Source organism: Flavobacterium adiutor (genome assembly GCF_048282555.1).
In the GTDB taxonomy this organism is placed as follows: Bacteria; Bacteroidota; Bacteroidia; order Flavobacteriales; family Flavobacteriaceae; genus Flavobacterium.
The window spans coordinates 2,794,695-2,811,997 of record NZ_CP182487.1 but is presented as its reverse complement, the minus strand read 5'-3'; the positions used below and the strand labels follow the sequence as shown (position 1 = coordinate 2,811,997).

At 32.4% G+C, this 17,303-nt stretch carries 12 protein-coding genes and 1 pseudogene; 9 read left to right on the top strand and 4 right to left on the bottom strand.

Translation table 11 applies throughout. The features are described 5' to 3' along the window. Nucleotides 1-246 precede the first annotated feature (246 nt). Nucleotides 247-1,719 carry a M28 family peptidase gene (locus ACNC7R_RS11795; RefSeq protein WP_417941279.1) on the top strand — a complete coding sequence of 491 codons (1,473 nt, stop codon included), beginning with the start codon at nucleotides 247-249 and terminating at the stop codon, nucleotides 1,717-1,719. A 317-nt stretch (nucleotides 1,720-2,036) separates the two neighbouring features. Continuing rightward, entirely contained in the window at nucleotides 2,037-2,144 is a 108-nt protein-coding gene (locus ACNC7R_RS11790) for a DDE-type integrase/transposase/recombinase (RefSeq protein WP_417943170.1), read from the top strand. A 492-nt stretch (nucleotides 2,145-2,636) separates the two neighbouring features. Here the strand turns inward: ACNC7R_RS11790 and ACNC7R_RS11785 are convergent, their stop codons facing one another. After that, on the bottom strand, nucleotides 2,637-3,692 hold the full coding sequence (locus tag ACNC7R_RS11785) for a GntR family transcriptional regulator (RefSeq protein ID WP_417941278.1): 1,056 nt from the start codon (nucleotides 3,690-3,692) through the stop codon (nucleotides 2,637-2,639). 672 nt (nucleotides 3,693-4,364) lie between these two features. On the opposite strand from ACNC7R_RS11785, the gene ACNC7R_RS11780 reads away from it, so the two are divergent. Genes ACNC7R_RS11780 through ACNC7R_RS11765 form a run of 4 tightly spaced genes read left to right on the top strand, consistent with a single transcriptional unit; the run spans nucleotide 4,365 to nucleotide 12,075 of the window. Further along, a complete protein-coding gene (locus ACNC7R_RS11780; RefSeq protein ID WP_417941277.1) occupies nucleotides 4,365-7,610 on the top strand; it encodes a SusC/RagA family TonB-linked outer membrane protein in 3,246 nt (1,081 codons plus the stop codon). 12 nt (nucleotides 7,611-7,622) lie between these two features. Next, nucleotides 7,623-9,596, top strand: a complete 1,974-nt coding sequence (locus tag ACNC7R_RS11775; RefSeq protein WP_417941276.1) for a RagB/SusD family nutrient uptake outer membrane protein — start codon at nucleotides 7,623-7,625, stop codon at nucleotides 9,594-9,596. Between the two features lie 21 nt (nucleotides 9,597-9,617). Continuing rightward, a complete protein-coding gene (locus ACNC7R_RS11770) occupies nucleotides 9,618-10,832 on the top strand; it encodes a DUF5000 domain-containing lipoprotein (RefSeq protein ID WP_417941275.1) in 1,215 nt (404 codons plus the stop codon). A 16-nt stretch (nucleotides 10,833-10,848) separates the two neighbouring features. Next, complete coding sequence (locus ACNC7R_RS11765; protein WP_417941274.1) at nucleotides 10,849-12,075, top strand: DUF4998 domain-containing protein; 1,227 nt, start codon at nucleotides 10,849-10,851, stop codon at nucleotides 12,073-12,075. 87 nt (nucleotides 12,076-12,162) lie between these two features. Here ACNC7R_RS11765 and ACNC7R_RS11760 read toward each other — a convergent pair whose 3' ends face one another. Then, nucleotides 12,163-13,041 carry a helix-turn-helix domain-containing protein gene (locus ACNC7R_RS11760; RefSeq protein WP_417941273.1) on the bottom strand — a complete coding sequence of 293 codons (879 nt, stop codon included), beginning with the start codon at nucleotides 13,039-13,041 and terminating at the stop codon, nucleotides 12,163-12,165. Nucleotides 13,042-13,294: 253 nt separating this feature from the next. On the opposite strand from ACNC7R_RS11760, the gene ACNC7R_RS11755 reads away from it, so the two are divergent. The 3 genes from ACNC7R_RS11755 (at nucleotide 13,295) to ACNC7R_RS11745 (ending at nucleotide 14,594) form a co-directional block, all read left to right on the top strand. Further along, the gene (locus ACNC7R_RS11755; protein ID WP_417941272.1) at nucleotides 13,295-13,468 is read left to right on the top strand and encodes a hypothetical protein; all 174 of its coding nucleotides are present in this window, start codon (nucleotides 13,295-13,297) and stop codon (nucleotides 13,466-13,468) included. Between the two features lie 15 nt (nucleotides 13,469-13,483). After that, a complete protein-coding gene (locus ACNC7R_RS11750; RefSeq protein ID WP_417941271.1) occupies nucleotides 13,484-13,831 on the top strand; it encodes an L-rhamnose mutarotase in 348 nt (115 codons plus the stop codon). Nucleotides 13,832-13,952: 121 nt separating this feature from the next. Beyond that, on the top strand, nucleotides 13,953-14,594 hold the full coding sequence (locus tag ACNC7R_RS11745; RefSeq protein WP_417941270.1) for an NAD(P)H-binding protein: 642 nt from the start codon (nucleotides 13,953-13,955) through the stop codon (nucleotides 14,592-14,594). Between the two features lie 128 nt (nucleotides 14,595-14,722). On the opposite strand, the pseudogene ACNC7R_RS11740 reads toward ACNC7R_RS11745, so the two are convergent. Together ACNC7R_RS11740 and ACNC7R_RS11735 are read right to left on the bottom strand one after the other, a co-directional pair. Next, nucleotides 14,723-14,848: pseudogene (locus ACNC7R_RS11740) on the bottom strand (mannose-1-phosphate guanylyltransferase); the annotation flags it as partial. 244 nt (nucleotides 14,849-15,092) lie between these two features. Continuing rightward, complete coding sequence (locus tag ACNC7R_RS11735) at nucleotides 15,093-16,502, bottom strand: MFS transporter (protein WP_417941269.1); 1,410 nt, start codon at nucleotides 16,500-16,502, stop codon at nucleotides 15,093-15,095. Nucleotides 16,503-17,303 lie beyond the last annotated feature (801 nt).

The window sequence follows — 17,303 nt, the reverse complement described above, 5'->3', positions numbered from 1 at the left end:
GATATAATCAAAATAATAAGATATTGAAAAAATAACTAAGGTGATTTTGAAAAAGATTCAATGGTGTATTACAGTTCTGTTTGTGATATTGTAGGTTAACTCTTGTTTTAATTAAAAATTCAGCAGATTACAATTAAAATTTGATTTTTTTTTGAAGTATATTTATAAAAATATAGATTTGTCTTTTTTTTCAGCCCTTCTTTTTTTCATTAAAAGATATTCAATGTATAATTTGATTTTTATAGTATGAGAAAGAAGTTATTCTTATTATTCAGCTTAGGCTGTAACGTAATTTTTTCGCAGACAATCAAAAAACCTTTGGTCAGTGCGATTACTTTAAAGGACCTTAAAACCGATATGTATCAAATGGCTGGTGATCATTTTAATGGTCGTGAAGCCGGAACTTTAGATGAGATAAAAGTTTCTATGTGGCTGGCAGAGAAAGCCAGACAAGCCGGTATGTTACCCGCCGGAGATGATGGCACTTTTTTTCAATTTTTTAATTTATACAGACATCAGGTTACCAAAAACACAAGATTTAAAATCGGTGAAAAAGAATTTAAATTATGGAGTGAGGTACTAGTTGCCGAAACGACTACAAAAAAAGTGGAAGCGCCAATATTGTTTTTAGCTAACGCTTCTGCTGAAGAAATCAGAATAGCAGATGTAAAAGGAAAAGCGGTTGTAATACTGGCTTCTAAGGAAGGAATTTCTGATGATATTTCGCTTTTCGAGAGACGTTATCCAGGATTTGTCAAACAAAAATATTATGAAGATTTAGCTTATAGAGGCGCTGCAGCTCTTATTATTGTAGCGGATCAATTAGGCGAAAAAAGCTGGTCTGAAGTTGAACCACAGCTGAAACGAGGTGTTTATGGTATTGAGGGATACCGTGATAAAATACCAGAGCCTCCTAGAATGCCTGCTTTTTGGGTTCATAACGATCAATTAGAATTTCTAAAAAATACTAAAGAACATTTGTCAGCTGAAGTAATTTCAGAAACCTACCAATATCCTTCGGTAAATGTAGTTGGAAAAATCGAGGGTACAGATCCTAAATTAAAAAAGGAATATGTTCTTTTCAGCGGTCACCAGGATCATGATGGTGTTAGACAGAAATACGGCCAGGATTCGATTTATAACGGAGCAGATGATAATGCCAGTACTTGTGTGGCTATGCTAGCTATAGCGAGAGCTTATAAAAAACAACCCGCAAAAAGATCTGCTTTATTTGTATTTCACGGTTCAGAAGAGCGAGGTTTATTAGGCTCAACCTGGTATGCTTCGCATTCAACGGTGCCAGAAAAAGATATAATTGCGGTTTTGAACGGCGATATGATTGGAAGGAATGATATCAATCAGGCAGCACTTTTAGGTTCAAGCGATCCGCATCAAAATTCATCCGATCTTGTGAGCGCTGCTAAGAAAGCCAATGAAGAAGGTCCGAAATTTGAATTAGACAAGCTTTGGGACAGACCGGAACATCCAGAGTTTTTTTATTTTAGATCGGATCATCTGCCGTATGCCAGAAGAAATATTCCAGCTGTTTTTTTTACCAGCGTACTACACAGTGATTATCATACTCCAATGGATGAGTTCGAAAATATTGATTTTGCCAAATTGTATAAAATGACCGATTGGATTTATCGAACTGGCTGGATAATATCGAATTCTACTTTAAGACCAAAACTTTTGGTTAAGAGTGATAGAAACGAATAATTTTTTTATAAAATTACAAAAAACGGCTTTTTTGTATCTATGTATCTTATTGCCTTTAGAAATTCAAAAAATATTAAATGGGTGCTATAGGTCATTGTTGTCCCAAAGCTATTATTCTTAATTCGGTTTATTTCAAATTACAAATTTGAATGGAGTTATAGAGTTGTTGTGGAAATAATGGAAATAATGAAAATAATGAAAATACAAGAAATAGAAATTGATGATGCAACGATTCACCATTGAGTATTTAAACTTTTCCAAATGATTAAATCTCAGATCTGAAAAAGAGAAAGAATAGGGTAGGACTGAGTTAGGGGATTTATGAAACCTGTGTAAAAGTTAAAGGTATTTCATGCTATTTATATCGTTCAGTGGACCAATTTGATGATACAGTTGATTTTCTTCTGATTAAAAGCGATAGATAATATGTACCGATTTTGTCACAATGGAAAATTTAGAAGTGAGTCCGCTTTTGAGTAAAATATAGCAAAAACGACCAATTTTAAGATTCAAAATTGGTCGTTTTTATTGTTAATATATTTTTTTGATTCAAAAAGCAGTTTTATTTTAGCCAAACTGGTTTGAGACGGCTTAAAAACCCTCAAAATCTTTAGTGATGATAAAAATTGGAATTTAGTATTGAAACTCTTAAACGTGTTATTTTTAGTATTGTATTTAAAGGAAAAACTTCTTTTTTGACTCTTTTCGAGTATTTTATGCTTGTTTTTTACTAAAATTCACCAATTTTAGTAAAAAACAAGCGACTGTTATATTATGAATGTGCCTTGATAATCATTCGGTACGAGGCCTGTCTAATACCATTGCCCTCATATTCGTTTCGTTTATTGAGGCGTTGAAGCATATTTGATTTTTTAATAATCCTTGAATCAAAATACAAATTCGAAATAAATACGATTTTACAGTGAATTACGTTCGATATATAGAAACGGATTTTTAAAGTGGTTTTTTCTTTTGTTAAGTATGGCTTCAGCGGCTTTTTTACCCATTGTTATAAAATCACTGCTCAATACCGTAATATCTAATAAAACTTTTAGGGGAGTATCATTGTAAGAGATAATTCCAATATCATCACCTATTTTAAGTTTTTTTACTTTGGTTTGCTGTACCAGATTTACCAAGTCGTTATCTTCAATAATAATATATGCATCTTTTGATGTAAATTCCAGGCCAGTAGGTATTTCCTCCATAATTCGAGATTCAAATTTATGATTGGAACAAAATTCTATAAATCCTTCTAAGAGTCCAACCGGATAAGGAAATACAGCTTTGGTGGGATATACCAGAATTACTTTTTTATATTTTTTTAATTTTTCAGCACCTTCGTTAAGAGCGTTAATGACATCTAATTTAAAATCCTGATAAATGACAGGGAAACTTCCCGAAATTTCAGAATGTGAATTATCCAATAGAACTAATTTTTCTTTCGGGATAGAATTAATTGCTTTAATGGTTACGGGTGTATGGTTGATATGGCTTTGTTTTGCGTCTCTGAAGTGAGGCATGATGACAAAATAATTGTAATTATTTATGTTTTTCTTTATAGCATTAATAAAAAGTTGTTCATCGCAATAGTAAAGGTACATGTCAACCTGACCACTTTCTCCCAATGCACTTACAAATGAATTATAAATTTCCATTTTATAGGTACAAGGCTTATTTATAAGAAAAAAAACATTAATACCAGAATTAAGATCTTTTGATTCTACAAAATTCCCAAGTCCCGTAACCGAATAAATTAAATTGCGATCTCGTAATTCTTTATAAGCCTTTTCAGCAGTATCACGTGAGACGGCATTTTTATTACTGATAGTTCTTATCGATGGGAGACGTCCACCACTTACAAATTTTCCTTTCTGAATATCATCCGCAATGCTGTTAGCGATCTGTATATATTTAGGAATACTTGAATTTATTTGTAAATCAATTGCGGTATTCTCTGTTTCTGCTTTCATTTGTTATTAATCTATTTGTCGAATATAATCATTTTTTCAAACAATAGTGTAAAAAATACAATTATAAATTTTGTTTCTGTTAAAATTTTATTTCTTTCAGACAATATTTTGCAAAAGTGTGTCATATCCTGAGCCGGTTTTTCTGCATATGCTAAAAACAAAAATTATGTTTTATGGATATTACAGTTTGGTACATCTAAGTATAGTGGGGCGGTATTTTCATATAAAACCGTACTGATGAAAGATCATCAATTTTATTGGTTTCAATATGATAAATATGAAATTATATTTATTATTTTTTTTATGTTAATATATAATTATAAATTAATTAAATAATATGAAAATTTGTTTATTTTTTATTTTTTTTGACTCTAATTTGTTCTTTAATGTAAAAATACCCCCTTTTTTTTTCCAATTTACCCCCCTCCATGCTTAACTTTTTATCCTTATTTTACAAATGTAAAAATAACACTTATACGTAGTTGTTATCAATTTAACAAAAGTGTTGTAGAAATGCACTTACTTTTTAGTCAGTCAGCTTTTATGATTTCACTTAAAAAAATTTATTAAAATTTATAAATGTTTAAAGCACACTTATAAAAAAGTAACCTTTTAAATAAATCAGAATGAAATAAACTTTTTAACATTTACTAACCTTTAACCAAAACCAAAATGAAAACAAACTATTTGATTCAGTCTCTTATGATAAGGATTGAATTTCTAATGGCTATAATGATAGTCTTCAACACAAATGCTATTTATGCGATGAAATTGGCAGATCATCCATCATCAGTTAGCAACTTATTACAGCAGCAGCGACTCATTACAGGAAAAGTGATTTCGGGTGACGAACAGATGGGAGTTCCGGGCGCCAATGTAATAATAAAAGGAACCCGAAAATCGGTAATTACGGATATGGATGGTAATTACTCAATAGAAGTGGATTCAGATGAAGCCATTTTAGTGTTTTCTTTTGTAGGTTACAATACTCAGGAAATTAAGGTAGGCAGTACCAGCGTTATAAATGTAAAATTAATTCCAACTGATAATAGTCTCAAGGAAGTCGTTATTGTTGGTTTTGGAACTCAAAAGAAAGGAAGTATGGTGAGTTCTATTACTACAATTAAGCCAAAAGAGCTCAAGGGCCCTACCAGTAACTTAACTACGATGTTAGCTGGAAGGGTGTCAGGTTTAATAGCTTATCAGCGCAGTGGTGAACCAGGAAATGATAACGCAAACTTTTTTATTCGTGGTTTAGGATCTTTCGGGTCAGGAGCTTCTAATCCATTGATTTTAGTTGATGGAATTGAGTCGACTACAAATGATTTGGCTCGTTTGCAACCGGATGATATAGACAGTTTTTCGGTATTGAAAGATGCGGCGGCAGCTGCAGTTTATGGAGCCAGAGGAGCTAATGGAGTTGTACTGGTTACAACAAAAATGGGTAAAAATGGTGTTACAAAATTTAATTTTAGGGTAGAATCAAGAGTTTCGTCTAATACCAAAAATTTTGATTTTGCAGATAATATCACTTACATGAATTTAGCGAATGAGGCTGTAAGGACACGTAATCCGGAACGGGGGGATATTTACAACCAAAATAAAATTGCAAGGACTGCCGCCGGCGATGATCCTTATTTATATCCAAGTAATAACTGGATTGATGAATTGATTAAACCTTATACCATTAACCAGGGATATAATCTGAATATTAGCGGGGGTGGAGAAAAAGCAAGATACTATGTCGCAGGTACCTACAATGTAGATAATGGGGTTTTAAATGTTGATGGTGTTAATGACTTTAATAGTAATATTAAATTAAGAAATTATTCTATGAGGTCAAATGTCGATATGTCATTGACGCCTACTACAAAAGCAATTATTCGATTTTATGGGCAGTTTGATGATTATAATGGGCCTATAGGTGGTTTTGACAAAAAAGGAAATAAAACTTCTGGAGGAGCCCATATCTTTAATCTTACTATGTGGTCAAATCCGGTTGCATTTGCAAAAGTATATCCATCTAGTTATTTGCCGTATGTTGAGCATCCTCTATTTGGGGGCGCTTTGACAGGAGGAACTGCGAGTTCTATTTTAGTTAATCCTTATGCACAAATGGTTAAAGGATACCAAGTATCTAAAGCTTCAACGATTCAAACTCAGCTTGAACTCCAGCAAGATTTAAAGTCTTTAACACAAGGACTTAGTGTTAATGCAATGGCTTATATTAGAAGATATTCTTATTTTGATGTTGCCAGACAATATAATCCATTTTATTATATGTCTTATATAAGTCCTGAAACAGGCGAGCTTGCATTGCAGGTATTGAATGATGGTGGAAAAAGTTCTGTAGGCCTTCCAGGAACAGAATATTTAGATTATGCACAGGGGACTAAATCATTAGACTCTCGTATTTATCTTCAAGGAACAATTAATTATAACAGGACTTTTAATGACAAACATGCTGTGACAGGTATGATAACCAGTCTAATGTCAAGTTATGAGAAAGGAAATGAAGGCTCATTAGAGGGTTCTTTGCCCTCTAGAAATCTTGGAATTTCCGGAAGGTTTACTTACGGATTTGATAATAGATATCTTGCTGAATTTAATTTTGGATACAATGGCTCTGAACGATTTGCAAAAGGACATCGGTATGGTTTTTTCCCTTCGATAGGTTTTGCTTATAACGTTTCGAATGAAAAATTCTGGGAGCCAATTAAGGACGTAGTAACTAATTTTAAAATACGTTCTACTTATGGTTTGGTAGGTAATGACCAGATTGGGGATGTTAATCAGCGTTTCTTTTATTTATCTGATGTGAAAATAGGAGATGATAATTATGGAGCAGCTTTTGGGCAGCAATATAATTATTATCAGCCAGGAGTGTATGTTGCCCGCTATGCAAATGAAAATATTGGATGGGAAGAATCTACTCAAATTAATTTAGGTTTAGACCTGCAATTTTTTAATTCTTTAAATTTTGTTGTTGATGTGTACAAACAGCATCGTACCAATATTCTTCAGGCAAGAAGCAATATAGGTTCGACAATGGGACTTACCGCAGTGCCTGTAACTAATTTTGGAGAAATAGAAAGTAAAGGGCTCGATTTAGCTGTTACTTTTAATAAACAATTGAATCAGGATTGGTATACAGAATTACGAGGAAATTTTACGTTTGCAACAAACAAAATCTTAGTATTCGATGAAATTAATTTTCCTGAGAATATGAGATATCGCTCAAGAATAGGTCAGAATTTTGATCAGAGATACGGTTATATTGCTGAGCGTTTATTTGTAGATCAAAATGAGGTTGATAATTCACCAAAACAATTTGGAGATTATACAGGGGGAGATATTAAATACCGTGATGTTAATGGCGATGGAGAAATTACTCCCAGTGATATGGTTCCTTTAGGCTACCCTACAGCACCAGAAATTGTTTACGGTTTTGGAGGTACAGTTGGCTATAAAAAATTTGATCTTAGTATTTTCTTTCAGGGAGCAGCCCGAACTTCTTTTTTTATAGACTCAGAAAATATTGCCCCATTTGTATTAGACGGTTCGTATCAGAATAATTTATTAGATGTAGTGGCAAAAGATCATTGGTCTGAGGATAATAGAAATTTATATGCTTTCTGGCCAAGATTAAGTGATAAACTTGTTGAGAATAATAATCAGGTATCAACCTGGTGGATGCGTGATGGTTCATTTTTAAGATTAAAGTCTGTGGAAATTGGTTATAATGCGTCTAAAAACTTTAATACCAAACTTGGTTTGCAAGACCTCAGAATTTATATTAACGGAAGTAATCTTGCTGTTTGGAGCGCTTTCAAGATGTGGGATCCGGAAATGGGAGGAAATGGTTTAGGATATCCAATTCAGTCTGTTTACAATTTGGGTCTAAAAGTTAATTTTTAAAAAGATAAAGTAATGAAAATTAAAAATATAATTTCAGCAAAAACAAGCCTTCAAAAAGGAAGAAAGTATTTTGGAACCATAATGGCAATACTTTGTTTAGCAGGTTTACAATCATGTGAAAAAGATTTTCTGGATGTAGTACCTGATAATGTGACGACATTGGAAAATGCTTTTAAATTAAGAAATGAGGCTCAGAAATATTTATTTACCTGTTATTCGTATATTCCTAAAAATGGAGATGGAATCTATAATATAGGAATGCTGGCCGGGGACGAAACATGGGTGGCACCAAATCGTGCAGCTATAACAAGCTATGCCTTTAATATTGCAACAGGTACACAAAGAAAATCAAGCCCGTATATGAATGCCTGGGAAGGGAATTATCAGGCAGCAGGACCATCAGACCGTTATCCGCTTTTTGATGGAATAAGACACTGTAATGTTTTTCTGGAAAATGTAGAAGACAGAAGTAAAGTAGCAGATTTGTCAGAGGCAGAACGTTTAAGATGGATAGGCGAGGCTAAATTTTTAAAAGCATATTATCATTATTATTTAATGCGAATGTATGGACCAATTCCGGTGATTCGTGTTAGTCTGCCTATCGATGCTCCTGTAGAACAAATTCAGGTAGCAAGAGAGCCTATTGATTCAACAGTTGATTATTTAGTAAGTTTATTAGACGAGGCTGCAATTGCACTGCCTTCTCAAATTGCCGATACTCAAAATGAACTTGGAAGAATTACAAAACCTATAGTTTTAGGGATTAAAGCTGAATTACTTCTTATGGCTGCAAGTCCGTTATTTAATGGAAATTCTGATATGGCAGGATTTAATACAAAAGACGGAACTCCATTCTTTAATACAACTTACGATGTAAACAAATGGAAAAGGGCTGCAAATGCGGCTAAAGAAGCTATAATAGCCGCAGAAAGTGCAGGACATAAAATTTTCTATAAAAACGATATTGCTTTTACCATTTCGCAGACTGCTAAAACGAAACTTAATATAACACAGGCAGTAACTGAACCTTGGAATGATGAGGTAATCTGGGCGAATCCTAATAGCCGTACTTACGAACTACAGCGACTTTGCATGATGCCTCTTGATAATACGATTACTCATACACGTGCCAGAAAAGTACTTTCGCCTACGATTGAATCTGCCTCTAATTTTTATACTAAAAACGGAGTTCCTATTGAAGAGGATAAAACCTTAACCTTTGGTGATATTACAGAAATAAGAGAAGCAACGGCGGCAGATAAATTCGACATTAAAGAAGGGTACCGTACTTCAATTTTAAATTTCAACAGAGAGCCTCGTTTTTATGCTGATTTAGGTTTCGACGGAGCTATTTTCTATAAATATGACAGCGGTTCTGATGAGACGAAATATTATATCAAAGCAAAATATCAGGATTATGCAGGAAGCGCAGATGCTTTTGATTTTAATATTACAGGTTACTACATTAAAAAACTGGTGAATTGGGAACAACATTTTGGAAATGGAAGTTTATACAAAGAATATGCCTGGCCAGAATTACGTTTGGCTGATTTATATCTAATGTATGCCGAAGCACTTAATGAAGCGGATGGAATAGCGGCTTCAGGTGAAGTACTGCAATATCTGGATATTATACGTAAACGTGCAGGATTAAAAGGAGTGGTGGAGTCCTGGACTAACTTTTCAATAAATCCAGGAAAATATACTACTAAGGAAGGTATGCGTGAAATTATTCACAGAGAACGCAGTATTGAAATGGCTTATGAAGGTAAAAATTACTGGGATATCAGAAGATGGAAAAAAGCAAATCAGGAATTTAATGAACCAGTAAAAGGGTGGAATGTTTTTGGAGTTACCGAAGGAGCCTATTATCAGGTACGCACTCTAAACCAGCAACGTTTTATTGCACCCAGGGATTATTTTTGGCCAATTGACGAAACAACACTTATTCAAAATCCAAATCTGATTCAGAATCCAGGTTGGTAATAATCATAAAAAAATAAAATTATGAAACGAATTATAAAATCATTCACAAGATTATTTGTAATGTCCTTAATTCTGGCTGTTACTTCCTGCAATGACAATCAGGAGCCTGAACCTTTAGAAAACAATTCAAATCCCCCTGCTGAAGTAACCAATGTTATCGTACAGAATTTACAGGGAAAAGCAAGACTCACCTATACATTGCCTTCAGATGATGACCTGCTTTATGTTGTTGCGAGATATACGTTGGAAAATGGCAGGCCTATGGAAGTTAAATCTTCCTATTATTCTAATTCCATGCTTTTAGAAGGTTTTGCGGGTCAGTCTAAAACAGAAGTCAAAATTTATGCGGTTAATAAGAGCGAAACAGAATCTAAACCGGTTACGGTTACCGTAGCTCCTTCAAAGGCACCAATCTTTGATATTTTTGATTCTTTAAGTGTTAAGCCGGACTTTGGAGGTATCCGCATTACTGCTGATAACACAACAAAGGAAGAAATAGGTATTTTAGTGATGCAAAAAGATCTAAAAGGTGACTGGGTGCCTTTGCCTACTAGTATCTATACTTCGGTAGATCATATCGGACGAAGTCTGAGAGGTATGGAACCGGTCAAACAAGATTTTGCTATAGTTATCAGAGATAAATGGCTCAATTATACAGATACTTTATTTACTAATATTGAACCGTTTTTTGAAGTAATGATGCCAAAATCCGCTTTTGTCACGTTACATCTTAATAATGATACTAAAACAATTGATAATGCTTACCCGGTTACCAATTTGTGGGATGGACAATTTTTAGAATACTGGGGCTCTTATTTTACCGATAGAACGGTAGATGTAGGCAATCATTTGGTGACTTTTGATATTGGGAAAATTACTAAGTTAAGCCGTATTAGAATGTGGAATTTTTCTGAACCTATTGGAGGCCAGAGAATGTATTACTATCTGGGAGCTGTAAAAAAGTTTAGAATCTGGGGTAGTAATACCTTAAATGATGGTACTTTAAATAGTAATTGGACCTTAATGGGTGAGTACGAAATAAAAAAACCTTCAGGGTTGCCTTATGGACAAGAAAATAATGATGATTTAATAGCTGCCAGAGATGGTGCCGATTACGAAATTGCTTTAGAAAAGCCTGCTGTACGATATCTTAGAATCGAATGTTTAGAAAACTGGGTAGGAGGTAAATTTATGGCTATTTCGGAAGTACAGGTATATGGTAATCCTAATTTTTAATGCTAAAAACGAAACAATGAAAAATTTAAGAAATATTTTAATCGCAGTTTTTATAGGCTTTTCCATTTTCTTTATTAATTCCTGCACAAGTGGCGATGAATATTTAAAGTTTACCGAGGGAGGTGAAATTTCATATACTGGCAAGATAGATTCATTAAAAATATTGCCTGGAAGAAATCGTCTGGAAGTTCAGGGACTTATAATGTCAGATCCAAAGGTTAAAGAACTTCGGATTTATTGGAATAACAAGAAAGACTCTGCGGTTGTACCGATTATAAGAACATCGGGTATAGACGCTGTTACAAAAATTATAAATAACCTTGAAGAGAATATTTATAATTTTGAGTTTAGAACTTTTGATGCAAAAGGCAATTCTTCAATACCTGTAAATGCTTCAGCAGAGGTGTACGGAGATCGTTATATAAGCTCTTTAATCAATAGGCCAGTTCTTAATTATTCACTCGTTGAAAGTAACTTGAAGGTTAATTATGTAAATTTAAATACAGATTCTGGAGCGTTAGGAACGGAAATAGAATATACCAGCTCTTCTGATGAGTTGAAAACGATATTTACGGATATTAGCAAAACGAATGTAGTAATAAATGATTTTAAGTCAGGTTCAACTTATAGATACAGAACTCTTTATAAGCCTGTCCCGAAAGCAATTGATACTTTTTATTCGGCATATAAAGAGGTAAAACCTGTACTGACTCCAGTTTTACTGAATACTAAACAGCCTTTTGCTTATTCATCATATGATGGAGGAAGATGGGGAGTACTTGCAGGCTGGACCACAAATGCTGCAGCCAAAAATCATAATGGTTATGGAGGATATGATGGAGGATGCTGTGGAAAAGCAAATAATGCGACTGTGAATTTTGAATCAGGATGGGGATCACCTGGAATAACTAACGGAAAAATGTATCAAACCGTTACTGTTGTTCCTGCAACATACCAGTTAAAAGTTACTGTATTTGAATCCAATCATGAACAAAATGATCCAGGTGGATTTTATATAATTGTCTCTAAGGGTAATGTAGAATTGCCAAATGTAGAATCTGTTACTACTAACACTGAGGTTTTAAAATACAAAAGGGTTCTTAGCAACGGAATAGGAAATACAGAATATATTTTAGAGTTTACTGTAGATCAAACTACACCTATTACTGTTGGAATAACCACTTCACAACCAGACTGGGGTAGGTTTTGCACCATAAGCTCTTTTGAGATTTTAGCAAAGTAATTTTTTTAAAAACACTATTGTCTACTTTTAGGCAATAGTGTTTTTATTATTTTTAGGTTTGTTTACTATTTCTCCACTTTTATGAATTTAATTTAATTGACTAATCTGATTCCGGTACTCTCCGGGAGTGATGCTCACAATCTGTTTGAATATTTTTGAAAAGTGAGGCAGATTCGAAAATCCGGTATCCAGCGCAATCTCCAGAAAAGTTTTATTGGTAGTAGCGATTAAATATTGAGCTCTTTCAATTTTTTTTTCATGAATATAATGCAGAGGCCTTTGGCCGGTATGCAGCATGAATTGCTTTGAAAAATAATCCTGATTCTGATTTACCCTTTTAGCCAATTGTGCAACAGTAAGATTTTCCCTTAAATGAATTTGAATATAACTCATGGTGTCGAGTATTTTAGAGGAAGTAATTTGGGACTGATTGGTTTTAAAATCATTATTACTTAAAAAACGAGATATAAGCTGAAGAATAATGCCTTGGTTTTCAAACTTGAGATGCGTCTTCATGGCATCATTTAACGAAGTGTATTCTTTATAATAATTTTCTCTTTCATATACCTTTGGATTATCCGATCTGTTGATTCCTCTTCCCGGATTAATTTGAAGCATTTTTTTTATAAGTATGATGTCAATTTCAGTTGCCGGAAGTTTCATTACATTCCTATTGTTGCTAAACAACGAAATTCCGTCAGCAGATTCTTCAAAGAATTGGATGAAATACTGACTCAGATATTCATCACATCTCAGGTTGCATATAGTAAAACTTGGAATGAGATATAAAAAACCAGACTCTAAAATAAGCTGATTGCAACTGTCAGAAATAAAGCCCATTCCCTCATCAATGTAATACAGGCGATAGTAAGGGCTAACGACATTAGTGTAGTTCCATTTACTAGTAAGTTTCACATAATCAATGTGCAATAATGAAAAAGAATATTTAAAAATATTTTTAGACATGAGGTATGTATAAATCGGTTTCGGGTAATAAAAAATCGTTTTTAGATAAAAGTATCTGTATTGTCTAAGCTATATTTGTGGTAAATATAGTTGTTGAAAAATAGTATATAACTAATTTTATTTGTAATATATATAATAATAAACAAATATGATTTTTTTTCGTGATAAAATTAAATAAATCATGAAATAAATAAATCGGAAATATATAATTTATTCTCTAAAAGATATGGACTGACCGGAAAATGGTTCTGTATTGATTAAAAGTTTAGGAAAAGACGCAGGTTATTACGCCAATAGCATTAAACAGATTAAGTTAGTCAGTAGAGGTCAAAAACTTCAGTTTACACAGCATAACAATGGTTTAGAAGTTCGTTTTCCAAATCAAAAACTGGAAGCTTCTTTTGCTAATGCACTGGAGATTGTATAATTCAATAAATGTATTATGAATTCAAAAAGATTATGTTATGCCTGTGATTTAATTGATAATCCTGACTTAATAGAAGAATATAAAAAGTATCATGACAAGGAAAATAGCAGGCCTGAAATAACAAAAAGTATTAAAGATTCAGGAATTATAGATATGGAAATTTATATCCTTGCCAACCGGCTATTTATGATTATAGAAGTGGATGAAACTTTTACTCCTGAGCGAAAACAAATGTTGGATGCTGGCAACCCAGATGTTCAGGAATGGGAAAAATTGATGTGGAAATTTCAGCAGGCTCCACCTGGAGCTAAAGAAGGCGAAAAATGGCTCCCAATGGAACAGATCTATAAATTAGGGCATTAAAATTTTAAGTTTTCTGTAATTTTGGAATTAAGTGTTTGATTTTTAAAATTTTATTTTTTTTAATATTAACGCTTTATTACTGATGCTTTCATTAGATTTGATATAAAATCGTAAATGTACTATGAAAGCATTGGTAATTGGAGCTACAGGCGCAACAGGGAAAGAATTAGTTGAACAGCTTCTGGAGAATAAAGATTATACTTCTGTTTCAATTTTTGTCAGAAATTCAATGGGAAAATCCCATCCAAAACTTACGGAACATGTTGTGGATTTTTTAAAAACAGATCAGTTTACCGATTTAATTACCGGAGATGTTCTTTTTTCATGTCTTGGAACTACATTAAAATCAGCTAGTTCAAAAGAAAATCAATGGAAGATCGATTTTGATATTCCTGCGGCATTTGCTTTGGAAGCCCGGAAAAATGAAGTAAAGTCTTTTGTATTAGTTTCCTCTTATGGTGCTTCCTCAAAAAGCAGTATTTTTTATTCTAAAATGAAAGGAGCACTCGAAGATTATATTGCTGCCCTTAATTTTGAGCAATATCTGGTTTTTAGACCAGGACCACTTATCAGGAAAAATACAGATCGTTTAGGTGAGAAAATTTCAGTTGGATTAATAAAAACGTTAAATACAATTGGACTTTTTAAAAATTTAAAACCAATTTCTACTGCTTTTTTAGCTGATAAAATGATAAAAGCTCGTAAAAAACTGCCATCAGGATCTAGTGTACTTGAATTAAAACAGATTCTTGACCTTGATTGATTTGTTCAATATGAAAAAATGTAAGTGCAAAAGTCCTGAAGTTTATTAATTTCAAGACTTTTCATTTTTAGATCAATGTATAATTTCTACAGAAATTATTTTTTTGTCGCCAATATATTTTTTTTCTTCACAGTCATATTACCATACGCATCAACAGGGAGATTTCCTGACAAGAGATAATCATAAACTGATTCAAAAGACCCTAAATCTGACCATGAAAAAGAGGCACGTACAACTTTTATTTTCTTACTTCTTATTTTTGATAATGCTTAAAATGTACTAAACATCTGAATATTATAAAGTATAGGATTATGCATGCGAAAACAGATTGCATCACTAAGCCGAATATCTTTCAGCAACTTTTTGATTCACTTAAAAAAATCAAAGACATATTTGTTAATGTTTTGTATAGAAATAGGAAACTTACAGATCTGAAATTTATTTAGTTAACAAATTTGGACTTATAAAAAAAAGACTGAAGTATCATAATTATGTTATTTATTCTACTGATTTTAAATTATCACCGTCCTTATCATGAAGACGTCTGAAAACGCATCCTGAAATAATGGTGAGAAATCCTACTACTAAGAAGGTATACCGAAAAGCATTATGAATTTCATTGTGAATAAGTTTTACATCCCCCTTAAATATTTTAAGTACAAGTAATCCCAGAGCAATTCCAAAGCCAATAGCAAGCTGTTGATTTACAGAAACTAATGAATTTCCACTGCTGGTATGATAATTTCTTAAGTCCGCAATCGAAATAGAATTCATTGATGTAAACTGTATAGAGTTGAAGAATCCCAAAACTGCAATAATAGGAATGTACCAGTAAATAGAAGTATGGATAGAAGGAATTGCTAAAGTGCAAATCAATAAGCCGATAATAAAAGTATTGACCATTAAGGTTTTTCGATATCCAAAAGTATTTAAAATTTTAATTACTGCAGATTTTCCAAATATTGCAGTAAGTGCCATGGGCGCAACGATCCAGCCCGAAGTAACCGCTGATTGTCCATAAGCAATCTGAATCATCATAGGTAGTAGTAAAGGAATGGAACTATAACCAAGACGGGTTGCCAGATTTCCTAATATGCCAACCCTAAAAGTACGGACTTGAAATAAATTTAAAGGAAAAATAGGATTACTGTCTTTTATGGCATGACGATAGTACCAGAACAGCATCAGAAATCCCGACATAAGTATGAGTAAAACAGGTGTAAGACGTACTGTATTTCCAAACAATTCTAACGAAATAGATAACAATAGGGATGCAGCAGCAAAAATTAAAAATCCCTTAAGGTCAAAGTCAATTATAGCAGATTTGTAATCTGGCATGTATTTCATACTTAAGAGTATACCAATCATTCCAAAAGGTATATTGATAAGAAAAATCCAGTGCCAGGACAAGTAATCCACCATATAGCCACCGACCAATGGCCCTAATACAGGTCCGATTAATGCAGGAATGATAGCGAAATTCATTGCCTTTAACAATTCTCTTTTTGGAAATGTTTTAATAAGTGCCAGTTTCCCTACAGGAGTCATTAAGCTTCCGCCTATACCTTGAACAACGCGGGCTAAAACCAAATGTATCAAAGACTGGGAGAGAGCACATAAAAGTGATCCGACACTAAATAACATTAATGCAAAAATGAATACTTTTTTGGTTCCAAATTTATCTGATAAAAAACCACTCACAGGCATAAATAGTGCTAATGTTAATACGTAGCTAATAATTGCGTTTTGCATTTCTAAGGGGGATTCATTCAAATTTTTAGCGATTGAAGTTATAGATGTGTTGAGAATAGTAGAATCCAGCATTTGCATAAATATAGAAGTAGCCAGAATTAGAGGAAGTATTTTTTTAATTGTATGATTATTAGGTGTTGAATCGTTTTTTTGCATTGTTTCAGACTTATCAAATTATTTATAAATTTAGGATTAACAGTATTTAATTTAATTATAAAATTTGAAATTGATTTTTATTTATTCTCACTTTAAAGATTTACTTAACAGATTCAACATCTCTTTTCTGTTCTACATCTAATTTTCAACTGAAAATCACTAAGCTCATATTAAAAATATTATAATTTAATCACAACCAGTGATTTATGAAAAAAAGAAATTTTGTATCATCTTTTATAGAATACGGATTTAAGAAATTATCCGCTTATTATGTAAGAAAATTTTTTAAATTAAAACGAATCTTTTCTTTTTTAATGTAAGTTTATTCTTTATTTTATTTGTTTGGTTAGCCTATTTATTAAAAAATAAATGTTTTTTCTACATTTATCATTTTGATATGATTTTTAAAAATTGATTCCTGATCTTTTAACCAATGATTTAGATATCAATACATTTTTAAATAAAAATTAAAAAATTAACAATAATAATGTTTTATATACATAAAAAAACAACTATTTTACTAAATGCTATAATAAAAAAAATCAGCAATCGGTTGTTTGAAATATCTTTTTCTATATATTTGTTAAGAAATTTAACATTTAAATAACGGTTTAGTACTCAATATTAACAAATAATTCAAGGATTTTTTGAGATAATAGGGATGTTCATACCATTATTTAAGTTTATAAGTATTTAAATTTTACATATTCAGTTTTTTATCGGAATAATACTAATTTCTAAAAAAAATATTTTAAGACAATTAAGGTTTTATTAATTCTGTTCATTTTATTTTTAGAAATT

Coding starts and splice junctions, on each gene's coding strand:
- ACNC7R_RS11745 (WP_417941270.1), top strand. CDS start 13,953: ATGAAAGCATTGGTAATTGGAGCTACAGGCGCAACAGGGAAAGAATTA.
- ACNC7R_RS11795 (WP_417941279.1), top strand. CDS start 247: ATGAGAAAGAAGTTATTCTTATTATTCAGCTTAGGCTGTAACGTAATT.
- ACNC7R_RS11785 (WP_417941278.1), bottom strand. CDS start 3,692: ATGAAAGCAGAAACAGAGAATACCGCAATTGATTTACAAATAAATTCA.
- ACNC7R_RS11750 (WP_417941271.1), top strand. CDS start 13,484: ATGAATTCAAAAAGATTATGTTATGCCTGTGATTTAATTGATAATCCT.
- ACNC7R_RS11770 (WP_417941275.1), top strand. CDS start 9,618: ATGAAACGAATTATAAAATCATTCACAAGATTATTTGTAATGTCCTTA.
- ACNC7R_RS11760 (WP_417941273.1), bottom strand. CDS start 13,041: ATGTCTAAAAATATTTTTAAATATTCTTTTTCATTATTGCACATTGAT.
- ACNC7R_RS11780 (WP_417941277.1), top strand. CDS start 4,365: ATGAAAACAAACTATTTGATTCAGTCTCTTATGATAAGGATTGAATTT.
- ACNC7R_RS11735 (WP_417941269.1), bottom strand. CDS start 16,502: ATGCAAAAAAACGATTCAACACCTAATAATCATACAATTAAAAAAATA.
- ACNC7R_RS11765 (WP_417941274.1), top strand. CDS start 10,849: ATGAAAAATTTAAGAAATATTTTAATCGCAGTTTTTATAGGCTTTTCC.
- ACNC7R_RS11775 (WP_417941276.1), top strand. CDS start 7,623: ATGAAAATTAAAAATATAATTTCAGCAAAAACAAGCCTTCAAAAAGGA.